21 protein-coding genes and 1 tRNA gene are annotated in these 21,684 nt (G+C 59.4%); 13 read left to right on the plus strand and 9 right to left on the minus strand.

All coding sequences use genetic code 11. From position 1 onward, the window contains the following. Window positions 1-41 precede the first annotated feature (41 nt). From rpmE to HY29_RS09985, 3 genes are all read left to right on the plus strand, one after another. Complete coding sequence (gene rpmE, locus HY29_RS09975) at window positions 42-260, plus strand: 50S ribosomal protein L31 (RefSeq protein WP_034796429.1); 219 nt, start codon at window positions 42-44, stop codon at window positions 258-260. 168 nt (window positions 261-428) lie between these two features. Beyond that, on the plus strand, window positions 429-929 hold the full coding sequence (locus HY29_RS09980) for a thermonuclease family protein (RefSeq protein ID WP_034796431.1): 501 nt from the start codon (window positions 429-431) through the stop codon (window positions 927-929). A gap of 78 nt (window positions 930-1,007) precedes the next feature. Next, on the plus strand, window positions 1,008-1,760 hold the full coding sequence (locus tag HY29_RS09985; protein WP_034796433.1) for a hypothetical protein: 753 nt from the start codon (window positions 1,008-1,010) through the stop codon (window positions 1,758-1,760). On the opposite strand, the gene HY29_RS09990 is transcribed toward HY29_RS09985, so the two are convergent. Next, the gene (locus HY29_RS09990; protein ID WP_034796435.1) at window positions 1,746-2,330 is read right to left on the minus strand and encodes a TlpA family protein disulfide reductase; all 585 of its coding nucleotides are present in this window, start codon (window positions 2,328-2,330) and stop codon (window positions 1,746-1,748) included. The genes HY29_RS09985 and HY29_RS09990 overlap by 15 nt on opposite strands. Window positions 2,331-2,363: 33 nt before the next feature. Here HY29_RS09990 and argH point away from each other — a divergent pair, with 33 nt between their 5' ends. The 7 genes from argH (at window position 2,364) to HY29_RS10025 (ending at window position 11,909) form a co-directional block, all read left to right on the plus strand. Next, window positions 2,364-3,767 (plus strand): argininosuccinate lyase, encoded by a 1,404-nt coding sequence (gene argH / locus HY29_RS09995; RefSeq protein ID WP_241765180.1) that lies wholly within the window; start codon window positions 2,364-2,366, stop codon window positions 3,765-3,767. 6 nt (window positions 3,768-3,773) lie between these two features. Beyond that, window positions 3,774-4,010, plus strand: a complete 237-nt coding sequence (gene lptM / locus HY29_RS19535; protein WP_051601396.1) for an LPS translocon maturation chaperone LptM — start codon at window positions 3,774-3,776, stop codon at window positions 4,008-4,010. A gap of 9 nt (window positions 4,011-4,019) precedes the next feature. Beyond that, the gene (locus HY29_RS10005) at window positions 4,020-4,286 is read left to right on the plus strand and encodes a hypothetical protein (RefSeq protein WP_034796437.1); all 267 of its coding nucleotides are present in this window, start codon (window positions 4,020-4,022) and stop codon (window positions 4,284-4,286) included. Next, on the plus strand, window positions 4,287-5,561 hold the full coding sequence (gene lysA, locus HY29_RS10010) for a diaminopimelate decarboxylase (protein WP_034796439.1): 1,275 nt from the start codon (window positions 4,287-4,289) through the stop codon (window positions 5,559-5,561). Further along, a complete protein-coding gene (locus HY29_RS10015; RefSeq protein ID WP_034796441.1) occupies window positions 5,540-8,290 on the plus strand; it encodes a DUF4175 domain-containing protein in 2,751 nt (916 codons plus the stop codon). Before lysA ends, HY29_RS10015 begins: the two co-directional genes overlap by 22 nt. 9 nt (window positions 8,291-8,299) lie before the next feature. After that, window positions 8,300-10,882 carry a bifunctional lysylphosphatidylglycerol flippase/synthetase MprF gene (mprF, locus tag HY29_RS10020; protein WP_051601397.1) on the plus strand — a complete coding sequence of 861 codons (2,583 nt, stop codon included), beginning with the start codon at window positions 8,300-8,302 and terminating at the stop codon, window positions 10,880-10,882. Window positions 10,883-10,946: 64 nt separating this feature from the next. Next, the gene (locus tag HY29_RS10025; protein WP_051601398.1) at window positions 10,947-11,909 is read left to right on the plus strand and encodes an MBL fold metallo-hydrolase; all 963 of its coding nucleotides are present in this window, start codon (window positions 10,947-10,949) and stop codon (window positions 11,907-11,909) included. Here the strand turns inward: HY29_RS10025 and HY29_RS10030 are convergent. From HY29_RS10030 to HY29_RS10045, 4 genes are all read right to left on the minus strand, one after another. Then, the gene (locus HY29_RS10030; protein WP_034796443.1) at window positions 11,906-12,478 is read right to left on the minus strand and encodes a cob(I)yrinic acid a,c-diamide adenosyltransferase; all 573 of its coding nucleotides are present in this window, start codon (window positions 12,476-12,478) and stop codon (window positions 11,906-11,908) included. The genes HY29_RS10025 and HY29_RS10030 overlap by 4 nt on opposite strands. Before the next feature lie 7 nt (window positions 12,479-12,485). Then, window positions 12,486-12,698, minus strand: a complete 213-nt coding sequence (locus HY29_RS10035) for a twin transmembrane helix small protein (protein ID WP_034796444.1) — start codon at window positions 12,696-12,698, stop codon at window positions 12,486-12,488. A gap of 82 nt (window positions 12,699-12,780) precedes the next feature. After that, window positions 12,781-13,089, minus strand: coding sequence for a cell division protein ZapA (locus tag HY29_RS10040; RefSeq protein ID WP_034796446.1), 309 nt, complete (start codon window positions 13,087-13,089; stop codon window positions 12,781-12,783). Next, window positions 13,082-13,366, minus strand: coding sequence for a DUF4164 family protein (locus tag HY29_RS10045; protein ID WP_034796448.1), 285 nt, complete (start codon window positions 13,364-13,366; stop codon window positions 13,082-13,084). Before HY29_RS10045 ends, HY29_RS10040 begins: the two co-directional genes overlap by 8 nt. A 100-nt stretch (window positions 13,367-13,466) precedes the next feature. On the opposite strand from HY29_RS10045, the gene tkt reads away from it, so the two are divergent. Then, the gene (gene tkt, locus HY29_RS10050) at window positions 13,467-15,443 is read left to right on the plus strand and encodes a transketolase (protein WP_034796450.1); all 1,977 of its coding nucleotides are present in this window, start codon (window positions 13,467-13,469) and stop codon (window positions 15,441-15,443) included. On the opposite strand, the gene HY29_RS10055 is transcribed toward tkt, so the two are convergent. Continuing rightward, entirely contained in the window at window positions 15,440-15,886 is a 447-nt protein-coding gene (locus HY29_RS10055) for a hypothetical protein (RefSeq protein WP_034796452.1), read from the minus strand. The genes tkt and HY29_RS10055 overlap by 4 nt on opposite strands. 5 nt (window positions 15,887-15,891) lie before the next feature. Continuing rightward, window positions 15,892-16,341, minus strand: coding sequence for an MmcB family DNA repair protein (locus tag HY29_RS10060; protein ID WP_034796454.1), 450 nt, complete (start codon window positions 16,339-16,341; stop codon window positions 15,892-15,894). A 210-nt stretch (window positions 16,342-16,551) separates the two neighbouring features. On the opposite strand from HY29_RS10060, the gene HY29_RS10065 reads away from it, so the two are divergent. Beyond that, a complete protein-coding gene (locus tag HY29_RS10065; RefSeq protein ID WP_034796456.1) occupies window positions 16,552-17,439 on the plus strand; it encodes an RNA polymerase factor sigma-32 in 888 nt (295 codons plus the stop codon). Here HY29_RS10065 and HY29_RS18485 read toward each other — a convergent pair. Beyond that, a complete protein-coding gene (locus HY29_RS18485; protein WP_155838281.1) occupies window positions 17,436-18,200 on the minus strand; it encodes a thermonuclease family protein in 765 nt (254 codons plus the stop codon). The genes HY29_RS10065 and HY29_RS18485 overlap by 4 nt on opposite strands. A gap of 111 nt (window positions 18,201-18,311) precedes the next feature. Between HY29_RS18485 and HY29_RS10075 the strand changes: the two genes are divergently transcribed. After that, window positions 18,312-18,388, plus strand: a tRNA-Arg gene (locus tag HY29_RS10075). 348 nt (window positions 18,389-18,736) lie between these two features. On the opposite strand, the gene HY29_RS10080 is transcribed toward HY29_RS10075, so the two are convergent. Continuing rightward, a complete protein-coding gene (locus HY29_RS10080; protein ID WP_034796458.1) occupies window positions 18,737-21,262 on the minus strand; it encodes a sensor domain-containing protein in 2,526 nt (841 codons plus the stop codon). Window positions 21,263-21,684 lie beyond the last annotated feature (422 nt).

Consider the following 21,684-nt stretch of genomic DNA (forward strand, 5'->3'; position numbering starts at 1 on the left):
AGAGCGCGGTTGTCCTTTAGAGTTCAAGAGAGGCGAAGGCCATGAAAAAAGAAGGTCATCCCGACTATCACTTCATCACCGTAGTGATGACCGATGGCACCGAGTACCAGACGCGCTCCACTTTCGGAAGCGAAGGCGACCGCCTGGTTCTGGACATCGACTCCAAGTCTCACCCGGCCTGGACCGGTGGCGACGGCAAGATGCTGGACCGCGGTGGCCGCGTTTCCCGCTTCAAAGATAAGTTCAAAGGCTTCATGTAAGCGTTCTTCGCTTCGCGTGATGCGTATAGTGGGAAAGCCCTGGCTCTTAAGCCGGGGTTTTTCGTTTTGAACCTTACACTTTTGTCAGACAGGGCCGCCGGCCCGATTGCTTAACCGCGGTTTAACCACGCTGCCCCAGCCTGCCTCCGATACTTACGGAGGTAAGCCATGTCATTCGCATCGCAGCTCAAACCCATCCTGTCCTCGGTGGCCGTTCTGGCCGGGGTGGCCGCCGCCATTGCGCTGGCCGCACAGGCGATGACCGATTATGAACCTGAAGAGCAGGACGGTATTGTCTACTGGTCGGATGGCGATTCCGGGCGGCTTCCCGATGGCACCAAATTCCGTCTTCACGGCATCGATGCGCCGGAAACCCGCAGCCCGAAGCAGATTGGCGGCGCCGATTGCGAGTCCGAACGCGAGCTTGGCTATCTGGCCAAGGAAAAGGTGCTGGACCTGACAGAAGGCAAGACGGTTGCCGTGACCAACGACTATGGGCCGGACCGCTATGATCGCCTCGTCGTGGATCTCAGCATTGATGGCCAGGATCTGGCAAAAACGCTAATCGCCGCCGGGACGCACCAGGCCTGGGATTATGATGGCGGCGATCCGAAACCGGATTGGTGCACGCCCAGATACAAGCGCGCCGCAAAGTCCCTCACGCCATAGAGTGACTGCAAAGCGGTTGCGATCATCAGCGGAGCGCTTAGGCTTCACCCCCTGAAGACCGACTGCAGGAGGACGCCCATGCCGCGCCCACCCCTCTTATATACCGCCACCCTCGGCGCCGCTTTTCTGGGCCTCAGCCTCGTGACAGCCTGCGGGGATGCCGGCCCTCAGCGCCCATCATCCTATGCGCCACAAGAGACAGGCCCGCGACAGGATGCGACAGAAATCAACTCGGATGAGACGATCCGCGTCCTGTCCGCTGACAAGCGCCTCGCCTTTGCGGCCGCCCAGCTGGCGGCAGGTCAGGCCCTCTATGAAGCTGGCGAGACCGAGAATGCGGTCTGGCATTTCTCCCATATCGGCACAGACATCCCCGATACAGAACGCGCGCCCCTGCAGGTCATCGGCTTTGACACAAGCCGCTTCGACAATATCGCCCTGGCGATTGAAGCAGGCGCACCGCCTGAGGATATTGATGCGCGCCTTGCCGCCGCAGACGCCCATCTGGCAGACATGTTCGCCCTGACAGAAAATGATCCCGCCGCCCTGATTGGTTTCCTGATGGATAATTGCGTGAAGGAATATGACGCGGGCGTGAGGGATTCCGCCATCAGCGAGGCGCACCATTATGAGTTGGCCTATGGACTGGCCGCAGAAGCGCGCAGCCTGGCCTATCAGCTGGAAGGGGCCAATGATTTGCAGATGGAAGCCGAATTGCTGGTGCGCATGTGGCCCAGCGACGGGCCCATCATGTCTGGCGCGGTGGCCCCGGCCGCCTTGCTGGCGACCCAGGCCTCCCGCGTGAAGCTGCAGGCCTCAATTCTGGACTAGCTTATCGATCAGGCCGATCGCCTCAATGGAGCTCCAGTCCGCATCGCCGGCCAGGCGGGCAACTTCCTTACCGTCCGCATCATACAGGATCGTTGTCGGGAAGCCCTGAACACCGCTGTCATAGACCAGTTCATATTGTTCCGGCGTGACTATGTGGAAGTCGATATTGCTGGCGCCGAGTTCCGTGAGGCGCTGGGCGGCATAGGCTTTATCCTCTTCGGAATCGACGCTGATCGCGACGACTTCGAACTTGTCGCTGCCCCGCGCGGTCTGCAGCGCGCCGAGGGATGGCATTTCGCGTTCGCAGGGCGCGCACCATGTCGCCCAGAAATTAACGAGGATCACCTTGCCCTTATAGTCCTGCAGCGTGACAGGGGTGCCATCTTGCAGATAGAAGGGCGCTTCAGCGGCCGGGGTGCCCGCCTTGGAAAAATCGAGCTTCTGGATTTCGCCTACCGCGAACTTCTCCAGGCTGTTTTCCGGGGCTTTTCCGCCGGCTGCGCTCATCAGCGCATAGACAATTGCGATCAGGCCGACCAAGAAGAGGGCGATATAGGCCAGACGGGTCATCAGGCTCAGTCTCCAATGCTAGTTTGAAGGGATATGGCAGTGACAACAGGCAAAGGCCAGACAATGTGGGGCGGACGCTTTGCCGCGACCCCCTCCGAGATCATGGAAGAGATCAATGCATCTCTCGATATCGACCGCCGCATGGCCCAGGAAGATATCGCCGGAAGCCGCGCCCATGCTGACATGCTGGCGGAGATGGGCATCATTTCCGCAGACGATAATGAAGCCATTCAGGCGGGCCTGGATCAGATTCTGGAAGAACTGAAAAATGGCAGTTTCCCGTTCCGCCGCGAACTGGAAGACATTCACATGAATGTCGAAGCGCGCCTGAAAGAGCTGATTGGCGAACCTGCCGGACGCCTGCACACGGCGCGTTCCCGCAACGATCAGGTGGTCACTGATTTCCGCCTGTGGACGCGCGGCGCGCTGGACGAGTCCATGCAGTTGGTCGCTGGCCTGCAAGGCGCACTGGTTAAGCGTGCGGGCGAGAACACCGAGACGGTCATGCCAGGCTTCACCCACCTGCAGACCGCGCAACCGGTCACGCTGGGGCACCATCTGCTGGCCTATGTCGAAATGGCTGAGCGCGACCGCTCCCGCCTTCTGGGCTGCGCAGAGCGGCTGAACGAGTGCCCTCTGGGCTCAGCAGCCCTGGCCGGTACCGGCTTCCCGATTGACCGGGACATGACGGCCGAGGCGCTCGGCTTTGCCCGGCCGATGGCGAACTCTCTTGATGCGGTCTCAGCGCGTGACTTTGCGCTTGAGGCCCTCGCGACCCTCTCTATCGCGGCGACGCATCTGTCCCGCCTGGCCGAAGAGATTGTGCTGTGGACCAGCGCGCAGTTCAGCTTTGCCCAGCTGACCGACGCCTGGTCGACGGGATCCTCCATCATGCCGCAAAAGCGCAATCCGGATGCCGCCGAGCTGATCCGCGCCAAGGCGAGCCTGATTTCAGGGCTCTACATGTCTCTGCAAGGCGCAGTGAAGGCCCTGCCGCTGGCCTATGCGAAAGATCTGCAGGACGACAAGCGCCTGACCTTTGAAGCCTTCGACACGTTCAATCTGTGCGTCCGCGCGATGACTGGAATGATCGAAACAATCCACTTCAAACCGGAAAACATGCGCGCCGCTGCCGCGAAAGGCTTCTCCACGGCGACCGATCTGGCCGACTGGCTGGTGCGCGAGCTGGGCCTGCCCTTCCGCGAGGCCCATCATGTGACCGGGCAATTGGTGGCCAAGGCCGAAGAAAAGAACTGCGATCTGGCAGACCTGTCTCTGGACGAAATGCAGGCAGTCCATAAGGATATCAATAACAGCGTATTTGATGTGCTGACGGTTGAGGCCTCTGCCTCATCTCGGACATCTTATGGCGCTACAAGCCCCGTTCGCGTCACTGAACAGGTGACACAGTGGAAACAAAGACTTCGACTGGAGTAGTCATTGATGAAACGCCCCCTTCTCCTCTCCGCTGCATTGATCGCTGCCGCCAATCTGGCGGCGTGCGGGCTGACCGGAGACCTTGAACGTCCCGGCCCGCTCTGGGGTGATCCGAAAGGTGATGTCGCCCCTGCCGACTTGCCCGAGCAGAAACAGGGGACACTGCCCGATCTGCCGGATCGTCCTGACGAGGATGCCGCCGCAGAAGAAGATGCAGATGACGAGCTGCTGGGCGGGACGTAAGGAGACCTCATGATTCCTGCAAACCGTCTGACTGCCGTGCGGCTGGCCGCCGGCCTGACCGGCCTGTGCCTGATGGCCGCCTGCCAAAGCGAACCTGCGGTCACCACCTATTCGGTCACCCCGCAGGCACAGGCCTATGAGCCCGTTGCCGTGGCCAGCAATCTGGACCTGACACAGCCTGAAGAACCCGTTACAAATCAATGGGGCGGCGTCATTCCTGAGGCCAAACCTACAACGTCCGTCGATGATGGCGGCCTTGGCGAGATCAAAGACTAAATGCATCACTTCACCTATAAGGACGGTCGGCTTCATTGTGAGGATGTGGATCTGAACCGGATTGCCGATGAAGTCGGCACACCGTGTTATGTCTATTCCTCCGCCACGCTGGTGCGCCATGCAGGCGTTATCGCGTCGGCCTTTGAGGGACAGGATTGCCTGATCGCCTTTTCGGTGAAGTCCAATGGCAATATTGGCGTGCTCTCCACCCTGGCCCGTGAAGGCTGCGGCGCCGATGTTGTCAGCGGCGGCGAGCTGCAGCGCGCCCTCAAAGCAGGCATTCCCGCCAGCAAGATCGTGTTCTCCGGCGTCGGCAAGACAGCCGAGGAAATGCGCCTGGCCCTGCAGGCCGGTATCCATCAGTTCAATGTGGAAAGCGCGGGCGAGCTGCGTCGACTGTCCGAAGTCGCCACGATGAACAATCTGGAAGCCCCGATTGCCATACGCGTGAACCCGGATGTTGCTGCGGGCGGCCACCCCAACATCTCTACCGGCAAAAAGGGCGACAAGTTCGGTGTGCCGTGGAGCGATGCAGAGCCACTCTATGCCGAAGCGGCCAGCCTGCCCGGCATTCGGGTGGTCGGCGTGGATGTGCATATAGGCAGCCAAATCGGCGATCTGGTGCCCATGCGTGCCGCGTTTGAGAAAGTGATTGGCCTGACGCGCCGCCTGCGCGAGGCAGGACACGATATCCAGCGCCTGGATCTGGGGGGAGGCCTAGGCATTCCCTACAAGGCGGGCGATGATCCTGCGCCACCTTCGGCCTATGCTGCGATGATTGCCGAGGTCACTGCAGGTATGGGACTTCAGGTCATTCTGGAGCCAGGCCGTGTAATTTCCGGCAATGCCGGCGTGATGCTAAGTACGGTTCTGTATGAAAAACAGGCCCCGGACACGAATTTCCTGATCATTGATGCCGGCATGAATGATCTGATCCGCCCGGCGCTTTATGATGCCCATCATGACATCCTGCCGCTGGACGAAAGCGGCGCAGACGCGGACCGCAAGACCTATGATGTCGTCGGCCCGATCTGTGAATCGACAGACAAATTCGCCAAGAGCCGGGACCTGTCTGCCCTACAGCCTGGCCAGCGCATCGCCTTCATGTCAGCCGGGGCCTATGGCGCTGTGCTGTCATCCGCCTACAATGCCCGCCCGCTTGTCCCGGAAGTTCTGGTAAACGGAGCGTCATTTGACATTATCCGCCGCCGCCCGGACTTTGAGGAGATGATTGCTCTGGAAAAGGTGCCCGATTGGCTGACCCCGACGGCATGAAAGCGTTAGACGCGAAGGTTTCCGCCACACAGCGGAAGCTGACGCTGCTTGCCTTTTTCCGGACCTGGTGGCCGTTTTTGGTCTTCATCGGCACCTTCATGGCCATTGCGCTGGCCGGAGGGTTTGACCGGATGAACCGCGCCGCTGCGGCGGTAACGACCCTTATTTTCCTGGCTGGGTCCGTCGTGTTCATTGTGCGCGGCTGGCGCCGCTTTTCGCCGGCGAGCCGGGCCGAGGCCGCCGCCGTTCTGGACAGCCAGTCTGATCTGAGACCGGTCTCTTCCCTGTCAGACCGCCCGGCAGACCCGGCGCGCGGCGCCTATGCCTTGTGGCAGAAGCACCGCGCCCGCCTGTATCGCGAGATTGATCGCCTGAAGCCGCCCTCCCTGAAGGCGGACTGGCAGCGCCTTGACCCCTACCGGATGCGCTTCATTGTGCCGGGACTTATCGTGCTGATGGCGATCATTGCCGGACCGGACATTCCGGGCCGCCTGCAACGGGCCTTTTTCCCGGATTATGGCGCGCTTGTCGGCGCGGACAATATGGTGGTCGAAGCCTGGATCACGCCGCCGGAGCATACGGGCCGCGCACCGATCTTCCTGAAACCAGGCCTGAATGATGTACGGGTTCCGGAAGGCTCTGAAGTCACATTGCGCACTGAAGCCCCCACGGCTCCGAAACTGGTGCTGCGCGGAGACAAAACGCGGCGCCAGACCTTTGAAGCGACGCCGGACGGCGCCTATGAAGCGCGCGCGAAGATCATGGAAGATACCCGCCTCTCCGTGAATTGGTGGGGCGAACGGGCAAGCTGGCAATTGCTGGCCTCGCCTGACGATTCCCCAACGACGCGCTTTGTGAAAGCCCCGCAAATGGGCCGGCAGGACCGGACAGAATTTACCTGGTCTGCCGCTGACGATTATGGCGTGAACAAGCTGGAACTGGTGATCCGTCTGAAGGAGCCAAACCCTGCTGCGCCGGAGGCAGAAGACCGCGTCCCTGTTCCCCTTCCCGGCACTGTCCCAACCGAGGTGACGGAGACCACGCAACTGGATCTGACCCGTCATCGCTGGGCCGGCCTGCCGGTCAAGATGCGCCTGGTCGCCACCGATGGCGCAGGCCAGGAGGGCATGAGCGACGAGGTTGAGTTCAAGCTGCCGGAAAAACTGTTCCTGGATCCGATTGCCCGCGTGGCGCAGGAAGTCCGCGTGACCGTGCTGCGAGAGCCACGCGACTATGAAGAGCTGCCGAAGAATGACGGGGCGCTTGAACAGGACGCGGTCAATACGCAGGCCGCAAACCGTCTGGATGCCGCCCCACCTGACATTCAGAAAGCCGCCCTGATGCTGGACGCGATGACCTACAAAGGCGAGCGCTACCTGCCGGATCAGGGCGTGTACCTGACCTTCCGCACAGCAGAGGGCATCCTTTCCGCTGCAGGCACGAAAGCAGAGGCCGAACAGGTGGATCCCCTGTTATGGGCGCTGGCCCTACGCGCCGAGTATGGCAGTGCAGCCGATGCCCTGCGCCGCCTGGAGGCCGCCCGGCGCGCCCTGGAACAGGCCCTACGCGATGGCGCCTCTGAAGATGAAATCCGTCAGCGGATGGAAGCCTTCCGGGACGCCGCCAATGAATATCTTGCCGCCCGCATGGCTGAGGCGATGGCGAATGGCGGGGAAGCCCCGCAAATGCCGATGGATGGCGAAGCCTCTGCTGGCGCGCCAAATTTGGGTGGGCAGGATTTTGAGGACATGCTGAACGCGCTGCAGGATTTGACCGAGACCGGCGCAACGGATCAGGCCCGGCAATTGCTGTCTGACATCACCAACATGCTGCAGAATCTGGAATTCCAGCAGGGTGGAAGCGGCTCTGGTGGAATGCCCGGCCTGCCGGGACAGCAAGCAGACGGCGAGCAGGAAGATCTGCCCCCGAAGGAACAGGAACTGACAGATGCCATGCGGCGGCTGTCCGAAATCCTGCGCGAGCAGCGCCAGCTGAATGATGACACACTGGCCCAGCAGCGCGGCGAACGCCCTGGCGAAAGCGGCCAGTCTCAGCAAGGCGGACAAGACCCTGGACAGCAGCCTGGGCAACAACCCGGTCAGCAGGGCGGACAGCCAGGCGGCGGCGAATCCAGCGGCGGGCAGACGGCCTCCCCCGGCGGGGAAGGACAGGAAGGCGGCGAACGCCCCGGCAGCGGAAGCGGCGACTTTGCAGAAACCGATGGCCAGGGCCAAGGCCCCGGTGAGAGCGAGAGCCTGGCAGACCGTCAGGCGCGGCTCGGCCGTCTGGTGGAGGAATTCGCCCGCCAGAACGGCCTCGGCGAAGGCGCAGGAAGCGAGAATGCCCTGGAAGGCAAGATTGACCCCAATGCGCTGGAAGCCATTCGCCGGGCACAACGCAGCGCCGAGGATGCCCTTCAGCAGGGCGATGAAAACCGCGCCACGCGGAATCAGGAACTCGCCACCGATGGCCTGTCGGCTGTCGCTCGCGATCTGGCGCAAAGTCTCGACGCGCTGCAGCAGGAGCGCACCGGAGAGAGCGCCGCTGAAAGCGATCCCCTCGGCCGGCCCGCTGGCGGTGCAGGCAATAGTGGAGAACAAGTTACCATTCCGGACCAGACTGAGCGCCAGCGCGCCAAGGATATTCTGGAAGAGCTGCGTCGGCGATATAATCAGACTGATGACGAAGAAGAACGCGAATATTTGAGACGACTGCTCGACAGATTCTAGGCCAGACACATGACACCGACGCAAGACCTGCACCCGGAAGACACGCCTCTCACCCCCGAAGCACGCAGGCGTCCGGCCTGGCAAAGTGCTGCTCCCTTCTGGGCCCTGATTGCCTTCATTGCAGCGATTTATGTGATCCATACCCAACTGGGCAGCGCCTCAATGCATGCGGTTTACGCGCATCTCAATGCGTATTCCCCGGGCATACTCTTGGCGGCTATCATCGCAACATTGCTGGGCCATGCCGCGCTCAGCCTGCAGGATTTCATTGCCTTCCGCCATCTGACGGCCAGACCGCCACGCCAGGATCTGGCCCTCGCATCTTTCACCTCCAATGCGGTAGGGAATACTGTGGGCAGCCTTGTCTTGCTGGGCAGCGCGCTGCAGACACGCATCTATTTGCAGGCGGGGTTGCCCCCCGAAGACTGCGCGCTGTTTGTGCGCATCAAACGGCTGGGCCTTTATGTGGGTGCTCTGACCATCGCGGCCGCCGGTCTTTTGCTGGAACCGGGTCCCCTTCAACGGCATTATGGCATGCCCATTATCCTGTCGGTTGTGATTGGCATGGTCTGTCTGGCGGGCGCAGGGGGGCTGCTGTGGCGCAGCCTGTCCATTACCGGCGTGACGCCTGGCTCCGCGCTCTATCGCCTGTTTGCCAGCCTTGTGGACTGGTCCATGGCTGCGCTGGTTCTCTATTTGCTTCTGCCGGAAAGTACGCCCTTGGGCTTTGCGGCCTTCCTGCCAATCTTTGCCCTCGCCTGCCTGGCCGCAGGCCTGAGCGGCCTGCCCGCCGGGATCGGCGCTTTCGATGCCGTGATCCTCTTGCTGGTACCGTCCCACTCTATTGAGGCTGTGATCGGGGCACTGATCCTGTTCCGGGGAATCTATTATCTGATGCCGCTGGCCCTGGCCGGGCTGGGCCTTGGCGCCAGCACGTTTGCGCAGTCCCATAAGCATGTTCTGAAAGGTGTGAGCAGCGGCGCCGGAGGCCTCGCGGACCTCTTCACCCCGCCACTGTTCGCACTGCTGGCCTTTGCAAGCGGTGCCTACATGTTGGCGGCCGCAATGACGCCTGCCCTGCCCGGCGCCCTGCAGGAAGCGGCACGCTTCCTTCCCGTGCCGGTGATTGAGGTTTCCCACTTCCTGGCATCCATTGTCGGCTTTCTGTTGCTGATCATTGCAAACGGACTTTCCCGGCGACTCAGCCATGCCTGGGCGGCAGGACTTATCCTGCTGACGCTTGGTATCGGGCTGACCCTGGCGAAAGGCGCGACGCTGGGAGAAGCTGCACCGCTGGCAGTCGTGCTGGCCGTACTGGCGCTGTCACGCGGTGCGTTCTATCGCGCGACGCCGCTGTCTTCCGTCAAGTTGACCCCCGTCGGCGTGCTGGCCATCACCGCCACGATTGGCGCGGCGATCTGGCTTGGCTTTTTCTCCTATGAACACGTCGAGTATCGCGATGAACTCTGGTGGCAATTTGCGCTGCATGGCGGTACCTCCCGCTTCCTGCGGGCCGCTGGCGGCGTCAGCGCGCTGGGTCTGCTCTTCCTTGTCTGGAACTGGCTGCGCCCCGTAAAGACACCGGCACAGGCAGACGCCCCAGTGCCAACAGACGCCATTGCCAGCCTGATCAGCGCGGCAAAGGCTGCCCGGCCCGATGCCGCACTGGCCTTGTCCGGGGACAAGCAATTCCATTTCAGCCCCAGCGGCAATTCCTTCATCATGTTCGCCCCGCGCGGACGTAGCTGGATCGCGATGAGCGAACCCGTCGGAGACCCGGACGAGTTCCCCTCCCTCGTCTGGTCATTTCGGGAAGCCGCAGACGCGGCCGGGTGCAGCATCGTCTTCTATTCCGTCAGCCGGGACTTCCTGCCACTTGCCGCAGACCTTGGCCTGACGGTTCAGAAGGTGGGAGAGACGGCGGTCATTCCGCTGACGACCTTCTCATTGGAAGGGCCTGCCCGGTCTGGCCTGCGCCAGACGGTCCGCCGGGGCGAGCGCGATGGGCTGAGCTTTGACGTCATCCCGGTAGAAGACGTGCCCGGCGTGATGAACCAGCTGATCGCCGTGTCAGAGGACTGGCTGTTAGTGCATGAGGGCGCGGAGAAAAGCTTCTCCCTTGGCCGCTTTGATCCGGACTATATTGCGCGCTCTCCCATCGGGGTCGCACGCGTTGGCGATGAGATCGTGGCATTCGCAAATATCTGGGAAGGCGCCGGCAAGCGCGACCGGGCGATTGACCTGATGCGGTTTTCCTCCGATGCACCGAAAAGCGTGATGGAGTATCTTTTCATCCAGCTGCTGCTATGGGCGAAAGATCAGGGTGGGGAGAGTTTTGACCTCGGCATGGCGCCGCTGGCCGGCCTTGAAAGCCATCGCCTGGCCCCAGCGCTCAGCCGGCTCGGAACCTTCATCTACGAGCATGCCGGCAGCGTGTATGGCTTTGAGGGGCTGCGGGCCTATAAGCAGAAATTCCGTCCGGAATGGCAGCCGCTCTATCTTGCGACCTCCAATTCCCGCGGCGTAGCAACGGCGCTGGCCGATGTGGCCATCCTAACCAGTGGCGGCCTGGTCAGCATGTTCCGCAAATAGCATGGCTTGTGCACAGGCCCCTTCCCTGCTTTCTGGGGCAAAATATGAGAATCGGGGAAACGACATGGCGGAACGCTGGACCTATACGCGCGGCCTGAAAGATCTGGGCAATGGCCTCTATGCCTGGCTGCAACCGGATGGCGGCTGGGGCTGGTCGAATGCCGGCCTGATTGTCGACGGGGACCAGTCGCTGCTGGTCGACACGCTGTTCGACATGCACCTGACGCGCGACATGCTGGATGCCATGGCGGATGCCTCCGGCGTCCGCGCCGAAGCGATCGGCACAATCGTCAACACCCATGCCAATGGCGATCACTGCCATGGCAATGGGTGCTGTCCGTATGCGGAGATCATCGCTTCGGATGCGAGCGCGAAGGAAATGGTCGAAGTGCCGCCCGCCATGCTGGCCCAGTTCAAGAAAATGGGCGGACAGCTCGGCCCGGCTGGCACCTATTTCGCCGATATTTTCGGCCCGTTCGATTTCGAGAATGTGGAAGAGCGCGCGCCGACACAAACCTTCACCGGCAAAATGAGCCTGCAGGTAGGCGACAAAGCGGTCGAGTTGATCGAGGTGGGTCCCGCACACACGGCAGGTGACGTGCTGGTGCATGTACCGGCCGACCGAACGGTGTTCACCGGTGACATACTGTTCATTGACGGTACGCCGCTGATGTGGGCCGGGCCGGTGTCAAACTGGACCCAGGCTTGCGAGAAGATTTGTGACATGGATGTGGATGTCATTGTGCCGGGCCATGGCCCGATCACGGACAAGGTCGGGGTACGCCGTGTTGCGGACTATCTGGCCTATGTGGACCGCGAAGCCCGCAAGCGCTTTGATGCCGGCCTCAGCGTACGTGACGCTGCGCTGGATATCGCGCTGGATGACTATTCAAGCTGGGGCGATGCCGAGAGGATCGCCGTGAATGTCGATACACTGTACAGGGAATATCGCGGAGACGGCGTGGTGACGCCCGTCATCGAGCTATTCGGCCTGATGGCAGAAGTACGCGACGCCCAGCGGGCCTAGCGGTTTGCGCCAGGCACCCATTTCACATCATCGGCGCCATTATTGTTCGCCACGCGTCCGGCCACGAACAGCCAGTCTGACAGGCGGTTGATATAGGCCAGCGCTTCGGGGCTCAGCGTTTCTGCCTCGTCAGCAGCCAGCTTTGCCACTTCCCGCTCCGCCCGGCGGCAGAGCGTGCGAGCGACATGCATCTGCGCCGCCAAGGCGCTGCCTCCCGGAAGAATGAAGCTGTCGAGCGGCGCGAGGGATTCATTCATCACGTCAATCTCGGTCTCCAGGCGCTTCACCTGCGTTTCGATGATGCGCAGCGGCGTCCATTCCAGAGGCTTGCCCCTGTCAGGCGTGGCAAGGTCTGCGCCGAGATCAAAGAGGTCATTCTGCACGCGGCGAATGGCGGCCAGCATGTCCCCATCGGCATGCAGGGCCGCAACGCCAAGCGCGGCATTGGTTTCGTCCACGGTGCCATAGGCAATGACGCGCGGGTTCCACTTGTCGACCGGCTCTCCGGTCGAAAGCCGCGTTTTGCCCTTGTCACCAGAGCGTGTATAGATCTTGTCGAGTTTGACCATAGCTGCCTCAGAAACCGATCTTGATGGCGCCCATGGCAAGGCCCAGCGCGACCAGAAGCACAATGACGATGGCCTGCACGATGACGCGCATGCGCATCAGCTTGTTGGAGCGGCTGGCCTGTTTGCCATCAGTACGGGCAAGATTTGCCACGCCGAGCCCGAGAATGATCAGAAGAACGACCATCGCGACATAGAAAGCGATCATCAGGAAGGATTGCATTGGGGCGGCCTTTCCTAGGCTGTGTATAGGTCAAGCATAGTGCCCCGGGCGTGCATTGCCATGTGCAAAGCGTCGCGGGACGTCAGCTGCCGCTTTCCATGCGGGCGGCAAGCTCGTTGATGCGCGTAGCGGCCTTGACCAATGCCTCTGCTGCACGCGCCTCACTATGCGCTGTACCGGGCCCGGTGCGTTTGGCCACGTCCAGCTCATCCAGCAGCGCGAGAGCCGTGATCAGAAGCAGGCGCTCATCGCCAATATCCCCGACGGCACCGGCGATCTGTTTCACGCGCGCGTCAAGCTGCTTGGACAAGGCCTCAATCCGCACTTCCTGTCCCGGCGCGCAGGCAATGGAATAGGACCTGCCGCGAAGTTGTATGTCTGCCTTAGCCACCGGACTGCCCCTCTCCGCGGCCTATTGCGGCGCGCACTTCTTCAATGGCAGAGCCGAGCGCCGCGCTCGCCTCATCGGCAAGAATCTGAAGCTCGCGCTCACGCGCCAGCGAAGCATCCAGCTCATCAGCAAGCTGGGCACGGTCTGATACAAGGGCGGCAAGTTCAGCCTTGACCACGTCCGGATCGCCCGCTCGCGCCATCAGGCTGTCGAGCGCGCCCTCCAATCTTGTCAAAGCATTTTCAAGCTGGCGAATGGCTGGATCGATTTCACTCATATACACAATGAAGTAACCACATTATTTCAATCCGCCAAGCGGCTTGACGCAAGGCCCGTAGTCTGGCCTACGACACTCGCAATCAAAGGAGACCAGCAGAATGGCTGTCACGAACCGCGACATGGCCAACGCCATACGCGCCCTGTCCATGGATGCCGTCGAGGCGGCGAAGTCAGGACATGTCGGTTTGCCCCTCGGAATGGCGGATGCCGCCACGGTGCTTTTCCGCAAATTCCTGAAGTTCGATGCATCAAATCCTGATTGGCCGGACCGTGACCGGTTCGTCCTGTCTGCCGGCCATGGCTCCATGCTGATTTATTCCCTGCTGCACCTTACGGGCTATAAGTCCGTCAGCCGGGATGACATCCGCAACTTCCGCCAGCTTGGCTCCAACACACCGGGTCACCCGGAAAACTTCGTCACCAAGGGCGTCGAGACGACCACCGGCCCGCTTGGCCAAGGCATTGCGACTGCCGTTGGCATGGCCATGGCAGAGCGCCACCTGAATGCACGCTTTGGCGACGATCTGGTTGACCACAAGACCTATGTCATCGCAGGTGATGGCTGTCTCATGGAAGGCGTCAGCCAGGAAGCGATCACGCTGGCCGGCCATATGAAGCTGAACCGCCTGATCGTTCTGTGGGACGACAACTCCGTCACCATTGACGGCAATATCGATGTTGCCGACTCGACCGACCAGTGCGCCCGTTTTGAAGCGGCCGGCTGGGTTACGCGCAAGGTGGACGGCCATGATCCGAAAGACATCGAAGCTGGCCTGAAATGGGCCCAAAAGCAGAAGCAACCTGTCTTCCTCGCCATCAAAACCATCATCGGTTACGGCGCACCGAAACTGGCAGGCACTGGCAAAGCCCATGGTGGGCCTTACGGCGCCGAAGAAGTGGCGGGCATCCGCGAGAATATCGGCTGGCCACATGAGCCGTTTGAGGTTCCGGCCCCGATTGAGAAAGCCTGGAAGAAAGTCGGCGAGCGCGGCAAGGACACGCGCAAGGCCTGGAAAGAACGCCTGATGGCGTCTCCGCACAAGGGCGAGTTCAACGCCGCCATTGCAGGCCGCCTGCCGAAAAACCTCTCCAAGGCGATCATCAAGCACAAGAAAGCTGTTGTCGAAGGCGGCGAGAAAAAAGCCACCCGCCAATGGAGCGGCGCGGCACTTGAAGTGCTGACGCATTATGTTCCGGAAATGGTGGGCGGTTCAGCCGACTTGACCGGCTCCAACAATACCAAGACTGCCGTCACCGGCCCGATGACGCCGAAAGACTGGGCTGGACGCTATGTCCATTATGGCGTGCGCGAGCATGGCATGGCGGCCGCGATGAACGGCATGTCCCTGCATGGCGGCATCATCCCCTATTCCGGCACCTTCCTGGCCTTTGCGGACTATAGCCGCGCAGCCATCCGTCTGGGCGCCCTGATGGGGGCCCGTGTGATCCATGTGATGACACACGATTCCATTGGCCTCGGCGAAGATGGCCCAACCCACCAGCCGGTGGAACAGGTCGCCTCCCTGCGCGTGATGCCGAATATGCTGGTCTTCCGCCCGGCAGACGGTGTCGAAACGGCAGAGTGCTGGGAAATCGCGGTCAACCGCGAGAACGGCCCGTCCACCATGGCGCTGACCCGTCAGGGCCTGACCCCTGCCCGCAAGGAGCACACGGACGAAAACCTCTGCGAGAAGGGCGCCTATGTGCTCTCTCCATCGGGCGTTAAGTCCCGCGAGGCGGCTGTTCTGATCGCGACAGGGTCCGAAGTGGAAATCGCTCTCGCTGCTCAGGCTGAGCTGGCAAAAGAGAAAATCCACGTTCGCGTCGTCTCCATGCCGTGCATGGAACTGTTCGCCCAGCAGGATGAAAAGTATCAGCGTGAGACGCTTGGCGGCGATCTGCCGAAAGTGGGCGTCGAAGCTGGTGTGCGCATCGGCTGGGATCGCTGGATCGGCCCGAAGGGCGGCTTTGTCGGCATGGACAGCTTTGGCGCGTCCGCCCCTTATGGCGACCTCTACAAGCATTTCGGCATCACGGCCGAACATGTGGCGGATACCGTTAAAGGTCTGATCTAGCTCTTCTTGAACAGATCCATCTGGCGGGGATCAATGTAGCGCTTTCGGCGCGGCTTGGTCCTCCCGGAGCGGAAATACAGATCATCGGTATGATCTTCGACCGGCGGCTCTTCAGTCGCCGGTTTTTCTTTGACTGCCTTTTTGGCCTTGGCTTTCAGGGCCTTTGGATCCGCGATCTTCCACCAAGTGACGGCGAGGACCGGTTTGCCTTCATTGTCCTCATACCGCTGGAGATAACCTTGGGCCGGTGTTTCCTCGCTATTAGCAGCCTGAAAATAGGCGGTGGCCTCTTCTTCAGTGACGTTCAGCCAGTCTACAGCCAGCTCCTGAATCACCTCTCCCTCGGCGATGGCCTCGGCCTGTGCACGCGTGCGCGCCGCCTGTGCGTCAGGCTTCAGGGCATCCTGCAGGGTCTTTGCGATGGGAAAGGAAAGGCTTGTCATAAGCGTCACGTAAGCAAAGCAGGTGCCACCGTCCAGCCAGCATCAGCTGCTTGCATGAGGCGCATGGACGCAAGACGCGCCAACCGCAGGGTAACGGCCTTGCGCCGAGCCGCAGCAACCCGTTCTTCCGGCGCATCCCGGATCACCGCGCCGCCAAAGGCATCTGCCACGATCAGGCCCGTCTCGTCCGGGATTAATTCCTGTGGAAAATCACTCCCCACGGCGAAAAATAGCCGGTCACAATAGGACATGTAATCCGGCCATTTAGAGTCAGACCGGAAATCAGCGACCGATGATTTCACCTCAATGATCCAGATCTCTCCGGCAGGCCCAAGCGCAGCAATGTCTGCCCGGCGATTATTGGCCAGCGTCATTTCCGTGACGCCATGGAAGCCAAGCCCCGCCAGCAGACGCATTGTGCCACGCACAATCTCTGCGGCACGGCTATCAGGCATATCGGCGGGGCGTTGATCTGGTATCACGACGCTATTTGTTCCCTTAATGTTCAATCCGAACCTAATCCCGAGCGCTTCTACGGGTCAAGCTCGGCCGCGCTCTCAGGAATGTGATCAAAATGGGGAACGAATATGATCCGTTACGCGCTGTAGACCGTAGAGGGTGTGTTACCTTGGCAATAGTCACACTGCAGGAGGAAAGGACCGGCCATGGCCAATGCCTATAGTTCCAATGGACCTGCTGACCGAACTTATGTGAAGACAGCCATGAAAGCCCCCATGTTGGAGGCGGATCATGAGCTTGATCTTGCCCGGCGCTGGCGGGAAGCAGAAGACGAAAACGCCCTGCACGAACTGACGCGGGCCTATATGCGCCTCGTCATCGCGATGGCAGCAAAATTCCGCCATTACGGCCTGCCCATGCCAGACCTCGTCTCGGAAGGGAATGTCGGCCTGATGATGGCCGCGGCCCGGTTTGAGCCCGATAGAAAAGTTCGTTTTTCGACCTACGCCAGTTGGTGGATCCGCTCCTCCATACAGGATTATGTGCTGCGCAACTGGTCTATCGTCCGTACCGGCACGACATCATCCCAGAAGTCCCTCTTTTTCAATCTGCGGCGCCTGCGCGCCCAGATTGATGATACGGGCGATGGCGTGATGACCCAAGAGAACAAGACTTGGATCGCCGAGCATCTGGGTGTGCCGGAACGCGATGTGGAATCCATGGCGTCCCGCCTGTCAGCCTCTGACCGCTCCCTGAATGCGCCTATCGCGGTGGATGGCGATGGCGAGTGGCAGGATCTGCTGCCAGATGAATCCGCGCGCCCTGACGAACAGGTCATGGAATCCCGCGATACGACACGCCGGAAGGAATGGATTGCCAACGCCCTCAAGGCCCTGAACGCACGCGAAACGCATATCATCCTGAACCGCCGCCTCTGCGAGGATTCCGTCACGCTTGAAAAGCTCGGCACGGAACTTGGCATTTCGAAGGAACGCGTACGTCAGATTGAACATCAGGCCTTGGGAAAGCTGCGCCGTGCCCTTGAACGTATTGTCGGCGATCCGGACGAAGCGGGCCTTCTGCCGGGCACCTAGTCCGGAACCGGGCCAAGCAATTCCAGATCCAGCGGATGGGAGATCTCCATTCTCCCCTCACGCACATAGCCGCGGGCGCGAATCTGATGGCCCTGCGCCTCCTGACACAGACTGGCGGCAGACTTTGAAAGACTCAATCTCAACGGCGAGCCTACCAGAATGAGGTCGCACACAGAGTAAGCGCTCTCGGCCCCCTCCATGCCGGTGACATGGCCGCTCACAATCTGGAACCCTGAGAATTCGTCTGGCAGTTTGTCTGCTGGAGGTATGCGGTAGGCGCGCATTTTCCACAGTCCTTCCCTGGCCTCACGGGCCCCCTCCTCCAGCTCAAGCAGTGGCGCATTTGCAAGCGCGGTATCCGGGTAGACCCGCACCCGCGCGCCGCCGCGTCGGATCATTTCCGCATTCAGCCAAAGCGTCGGGCCCAACGCATCGGTGGTACGCACATGGGCAAGCGCCCGATCATATCTGTCCCGCGTCAGGCCAGCATAATGCAGCTGCACCTCGCGGCCGAGCACCATGTCTTCCAAGAGGCGTTTGGCCTCTTCATGGTAAGGTTGCCCTTCGCGGTCCTTGTAGGGACGCGCTGGCGCCTCTATGCCAATAAGGCGCACACTCTGGCCGGTATCCAGCACTAAGGCATCCCCATCGATGACGCGCACAACCCGGCCATGCTCGCCCGGCTCCAGCCCCTGCATCGGGTCCGCCTTGCCACATGCCGCAAGGGCGCACATCAGCCAGAGCACTCGCCAAACGCCCACTTTGCTCCCAACCTCCTATCTCGCTCCACTCCTAGCACGCCGCACATTCCGGCCAAGCGCAATCGGCGTCTTCAACCCCGCCGCCATTTGCCTTATAGCATTATCCCAAGCGGTCCCGTAGCTCAGCAGGATAGAGCAACAGATTCCTAATCTGTAGGTCGCGCGTTCGAATCGCGCCGGGATCGCCAAGATCATATAAAAAAACAATGCGTTATAAATTCGGAAAAGTTAGACTTTGCGCTCTCCTTATCCAGAGATCGTTTCTCGGGTCAGTTATACTCGCCCGATACCGCCAAGCTTCTTGCGTCAGATATAATAGGTCGCATCTGGCACACCTAACGCACGGCAAGTCGAGACAGCATCCAGCCCGTCAGCAAGAGAAACCTCTACCTCACACAACAGCTGCAAGGCGTCCTCGTCCGAATGCCGCTCCGAGCCATCACAAACCCCTCTTGAACAGCCAAGACCACTAAGATCAATTAGGTGCAGTTTTAAGGGGGAAGGGCAGGGTGACGCTAAAGTTCAGATAACTGACCTTATCCGACAGCAGGCACATCAACCGATTTTTCCACGCTTCCTGAGTATGGGTACCCGGCTTCCACCGTACTTACCTCTTCAGGATAGTGGAAATAGTAACCTTGAAATTTGTGCACCCCCAAGCTCGCGAGGAAGGATGCCGTTGCACTAGTCTCGACGCCTTCTGCAACAATTTCCAGACCAAGATGCCTGCATATTCCCAACGCCGCACCAACAAGAGCCTGATCGACAGGACTCGTTATCACATCCTTTATAACAGAATGGTCAAGCTTCAATCCGTCAACGTTCATAATTTTGAGAACTTCAAACGAATTGTATCCAGTACCAAAATCGTCCAAAAACAATCTGGCGCCTCTAGCTCGCAGAGATTCCAGGAATGCCTTCTCCTGAGGAGTCCAGCGCATACGCTCAGACTCAGTAAGCTCAAACCAGATCCTCTCCACCAAATCAATATTCTGATCAAGGACGTCTTCCAGCCAATTTCGAAAGGCAGGGTCAGCAATTGATGAGGCACTCAGGTTGACAGAAATGTACTGCCCCTCTCCAAAAAGTGCGGATTTCTCTTCATCGCGCAGGACCTGAATAACATGCTCAAACATGACCCGATCCAGCACTGGAATTATTCCGCCACGACGTGCATTTTCTAGAAAGTCGCAAGGACTATAAATACCGCCCTTCTCCCGCAATCGCATGAGCGCCTCATACCCGACACAACGTCCGCCTTTGGATACAATTTGCTGAAGAAACAGGATAATTCGCTTCTCTTCCACAGCCTCTAAAAGGCGATGGTACCAACTCCGGCTCTCTTGGGTCTCGGAAACATCCTCGGCCACTTCCTCAAAGTCGCAAACCCTGCCGCGCCCGGAGTTCTTTGCCGAATAACAGGCTGTATCCGCCTGGGTCATTGCCGTTTCAATGTCCAGTTGGTCTTGAATTTCTACCATCCCTATACTGACACCTATTCGGAAGACCCGCTCATTATGACTGAGCCGAAATGCGCTTACCTCTGAAACAAGTCTCTCTGCGACCCCACGGGCTCGGACCTTGTCAGTATCGTACAAGATAATACCGAACTCATCCCCCCCAATCCTCGCAACCAAATCCGACTCCCGAACATTCTTACGGAGCATTTTACTAACGTCGCGGAGCACATTATCCCCAACCCGATGACCACAGAGGTCATTGATAGCTTTGAAATGATCAAGGTCCAAAAACAAAAGAAAGTCCTTCGAGTTGCGCCGCTCACGCTCATTTACCTTCTCCCTCAAACGCTCTTCGAATGATCGCCGGTTATGGCATCCGGTCATTTCATCCGTATACGCCTGGCTTCTCAACTTCTTCGTGAGGGCAATGATGTCAGAAGCATCCTGCAGGAGAGCAACCGATCCGATGGGCCTCCCGTCCGCGCTTTGCATTGGTGCTATCGACATGTTGACGGGCTGTTTTTTATCCCCCGCGACTACGAGCTCGAGCATGGAGTGAAATCTCACCGACTGACCGCGAGCGATTACGCGATCCACCCAGTTGGCCGTATCATCCCCCTCCCTATTGCTCAAAAGCCTGAAGAGATCGCCGAATCTCCGACCGAGGACATCATTCTTCTCCCGTCCAATCAATCTCATGGCAACCGGGTTACACAGTGTGATAAGACCATTTTCGTCTGTACAAACGATTCCCTCACTGGCAGATGAAATAGTAACCTGCGCCAGTTCATTTGCTTTATGTAGCGCCTCACTATGTTGATATTCAGCGGTTACGTCCTCCATGCGCATAATGGAGTGTTGCACAGCACCGCGGCCGTCGCGGACATGCCTGATGCATATGCGCAAGCGGATTTCCTCTCCTTCTCCCTTTGGGGTTGATACCTCGTAAGTGAGACCTATCTCATCCTCTGCCTCAGATTGGCTACACGCACGGATCCTTTCCGCTCCCAATCCGTTCAGTATACCGATATCAGCAAATGGTTTGCCCACCAAGTCGGCCACAGGCAGTCCCGTGATCTTGCCAGCGACGCGGTTAGCGAAGGAGATCAGCTTGTTTCCATCGATAACCAGAAGGCCTATGGGTGCATGATCAAGCGCTTCTCGGAACAATGCTTCAGACTCCGCCAACGCAATCTGACTCACCTTCAAATCTGTGACATCTCGCAGTACGACAAGTAGTCCTCTAGGCTTCCCGCGTGGACAATACTGGCGCTCTGTCGATACCTGTACGTCTCGCGCCACCAATCGCGAAGTTACAAGCTTGGCAGGCAGTGATTGATGCCCTTCAAACCCTTTCAGAAGCTCAAGGGGACGGTCTTTCTGCCCCACCAGCTTGAAGGCAACTTCAAAGGGGAGTCCTTGGGCATCATCAATCTCTATGCCACACATTTCGGAGGCTGAGTTGTTTAAATATTCAATTGCGCCGCGCTCATCGACTCGCACGACCGCATCGCTAATAGCCGTAAGTGTCGCATCGAGAAGACTCGTTTCTTGCACGACACTACCGCGCAACTTCAATCGTTTGGAGTTGTGGGAAATCACGTCAAAAAAACCTTTAAGATACCGTCTGTCGCATTGAATACTACTCTGTTCGCCAGCCCCACAATCGGGTCACTCGGTCTGCAGCCTGAATACGAAACTTCATCTCGCCTGGTTCAGCCGGAACCTATGCGCAATTTCGAAACTCGGCCATACGCCGGCGGAGTATTCACAATACGATCTCATACATTCCTCACATCAGTTGCTAATATCGCAAATGCACATGAATATGCGCAACGATCCTGAGCATTGCATTTGAGAATTGTGCAGCGGGTTAAAAGCTCACCAACAGATGACTCCACTCTGGATCACATCCACCGAAAATCTGTCTACGCAGCATATTTTTCAGTACTGGCCACAGTATTTAGTTTTCATAAGTCGCTTCAAGACGGAGTATTTTATGTAGAACAAATGCCTTCTAACAG

The organism is Hyphomonas beringensis, from assembly GCF_000682755.1.
Taxonomy (GTDB): domain Bacteria; phylum Pseudomonadota; class Alphaproteobacteria; order Caulobacterales; family Hyphomonadaceae; genus Hyphomonas; species Hyphomonas beringensis.

Bases quoted from the DNA above. Each gene is read 5' to 3' on its own strand.
- rpmE (WP_034796429.1), top strand. From the start codon at position 42: ATGAAAAAAGAAGGTCATCCCGACTATCACTTCATCACCGTAGTGATG.
- HY29_RS09980 (WP_034796431.1), top strand. From the start codon at position 429: ATGTCATTCGCATCGCAGCTCAAACCCATCCTGTCCTCGGTGGCCGTT.
- HY29_RS09985 (WP_034796433.1), top strand. From the start codon at position 1,008: ATGCCGCGCCCACCCCTCTTATATACCGCCACCCTCGGCGCCGCTTTT.
- HY29_RS09990 (WP_034796435.1), bottom strand. From the start codon at position 2,330: ATGACCCGTCTGGCCTATATCGCCCTCTTCTTGGTCGGCCTGATCGCA.
- argH (WP_241765180.1), top strand. From the start codon at position 2,364: ATGGCAGTGACAACAGGCAAAGGCCAGACAATGTGGGGCGGACGCTTT.
- lptM (WP_051601396.1), top strand. From the start codon at position 3,774: ATGAAACGCCCCCTTCTCCTCTCCGCTGCATTGATCGCTGCCGCCAAT.
- HY29_RS10005 (WP_034796437.1), top strand. From the start codon at position 4,020: ATGATTCCTGCAAACCGTCTGACTGCCGTGCGGCTGGCCGCCGGCCTG.
- lysA (WP_034796439.1), top strand. From the start codon at position 4,287: ATGCATCACTTCACCTATAAGGACGGTCGGCTTCATTGTGAGGATGTG.
- mprF (WP_051601397.1), top strand. From the start codon at position 8,300: ATGACACCGACGCAAGACCTGCACCCGGAAGACACGCCTCTCACCCCC.
- HY29_RS10025 (WP_051601398.1), top strand. From the start codon at position 10,947: ATGGCGGAACGCTGGACCTATACGCGCGGCCTGAAAGATCTGGGCAAT.
- HY29_RS10030 (WP_034796443.1), bottom strand. From the start codon at position 12,478: ATGGTCAAACTCGACAAGATCTATACACGCTCTGGTGACAAGGGCAAA.
- HY29_RS10035 (WP_034796444.1), bottom strand. From the start codon at position 12,698: ATGCAATCCTTCCTGATGATCGCTTTCTATGTCGCGATGGTCGTTCTT.
- HY29_RS10045 (WP_034796448.1), bottom strand. From the start codon at position 13,366: ATGAGTGAAATCGATCCAGCCATTCGCCAGCTTGAAAATGCTTTGACA.
- tkt (WP_034796450.1), top strand. From the start codon at position 13,467: ATGGCTGTCACGAACCGCGACATGGCCAACGCCATACGCGCCCTGTCC.
- HY29_RS10055 (WP_034796452.1), bottom strand. From the start codon at position 15,886: ATGACAAGCCTTTCCTTTCCCATCGCAAAGACCCTGCAGGATGCCCTG.
- HY29_RS10060 (WP_034796454.1), bottom strand. From the start codon at position 16,341: ATGCCTGATAGCCGTGCCGCAGAGATTGTGCGTGGCACAATGCGTCTG.
- HY29_RS10065 (WP_034796456.1), top strand. From the start codon at position 16,552: ATGGCCAATGCCTATAGTTCCAATGGACCTGCTGACCGAACTTATGTG.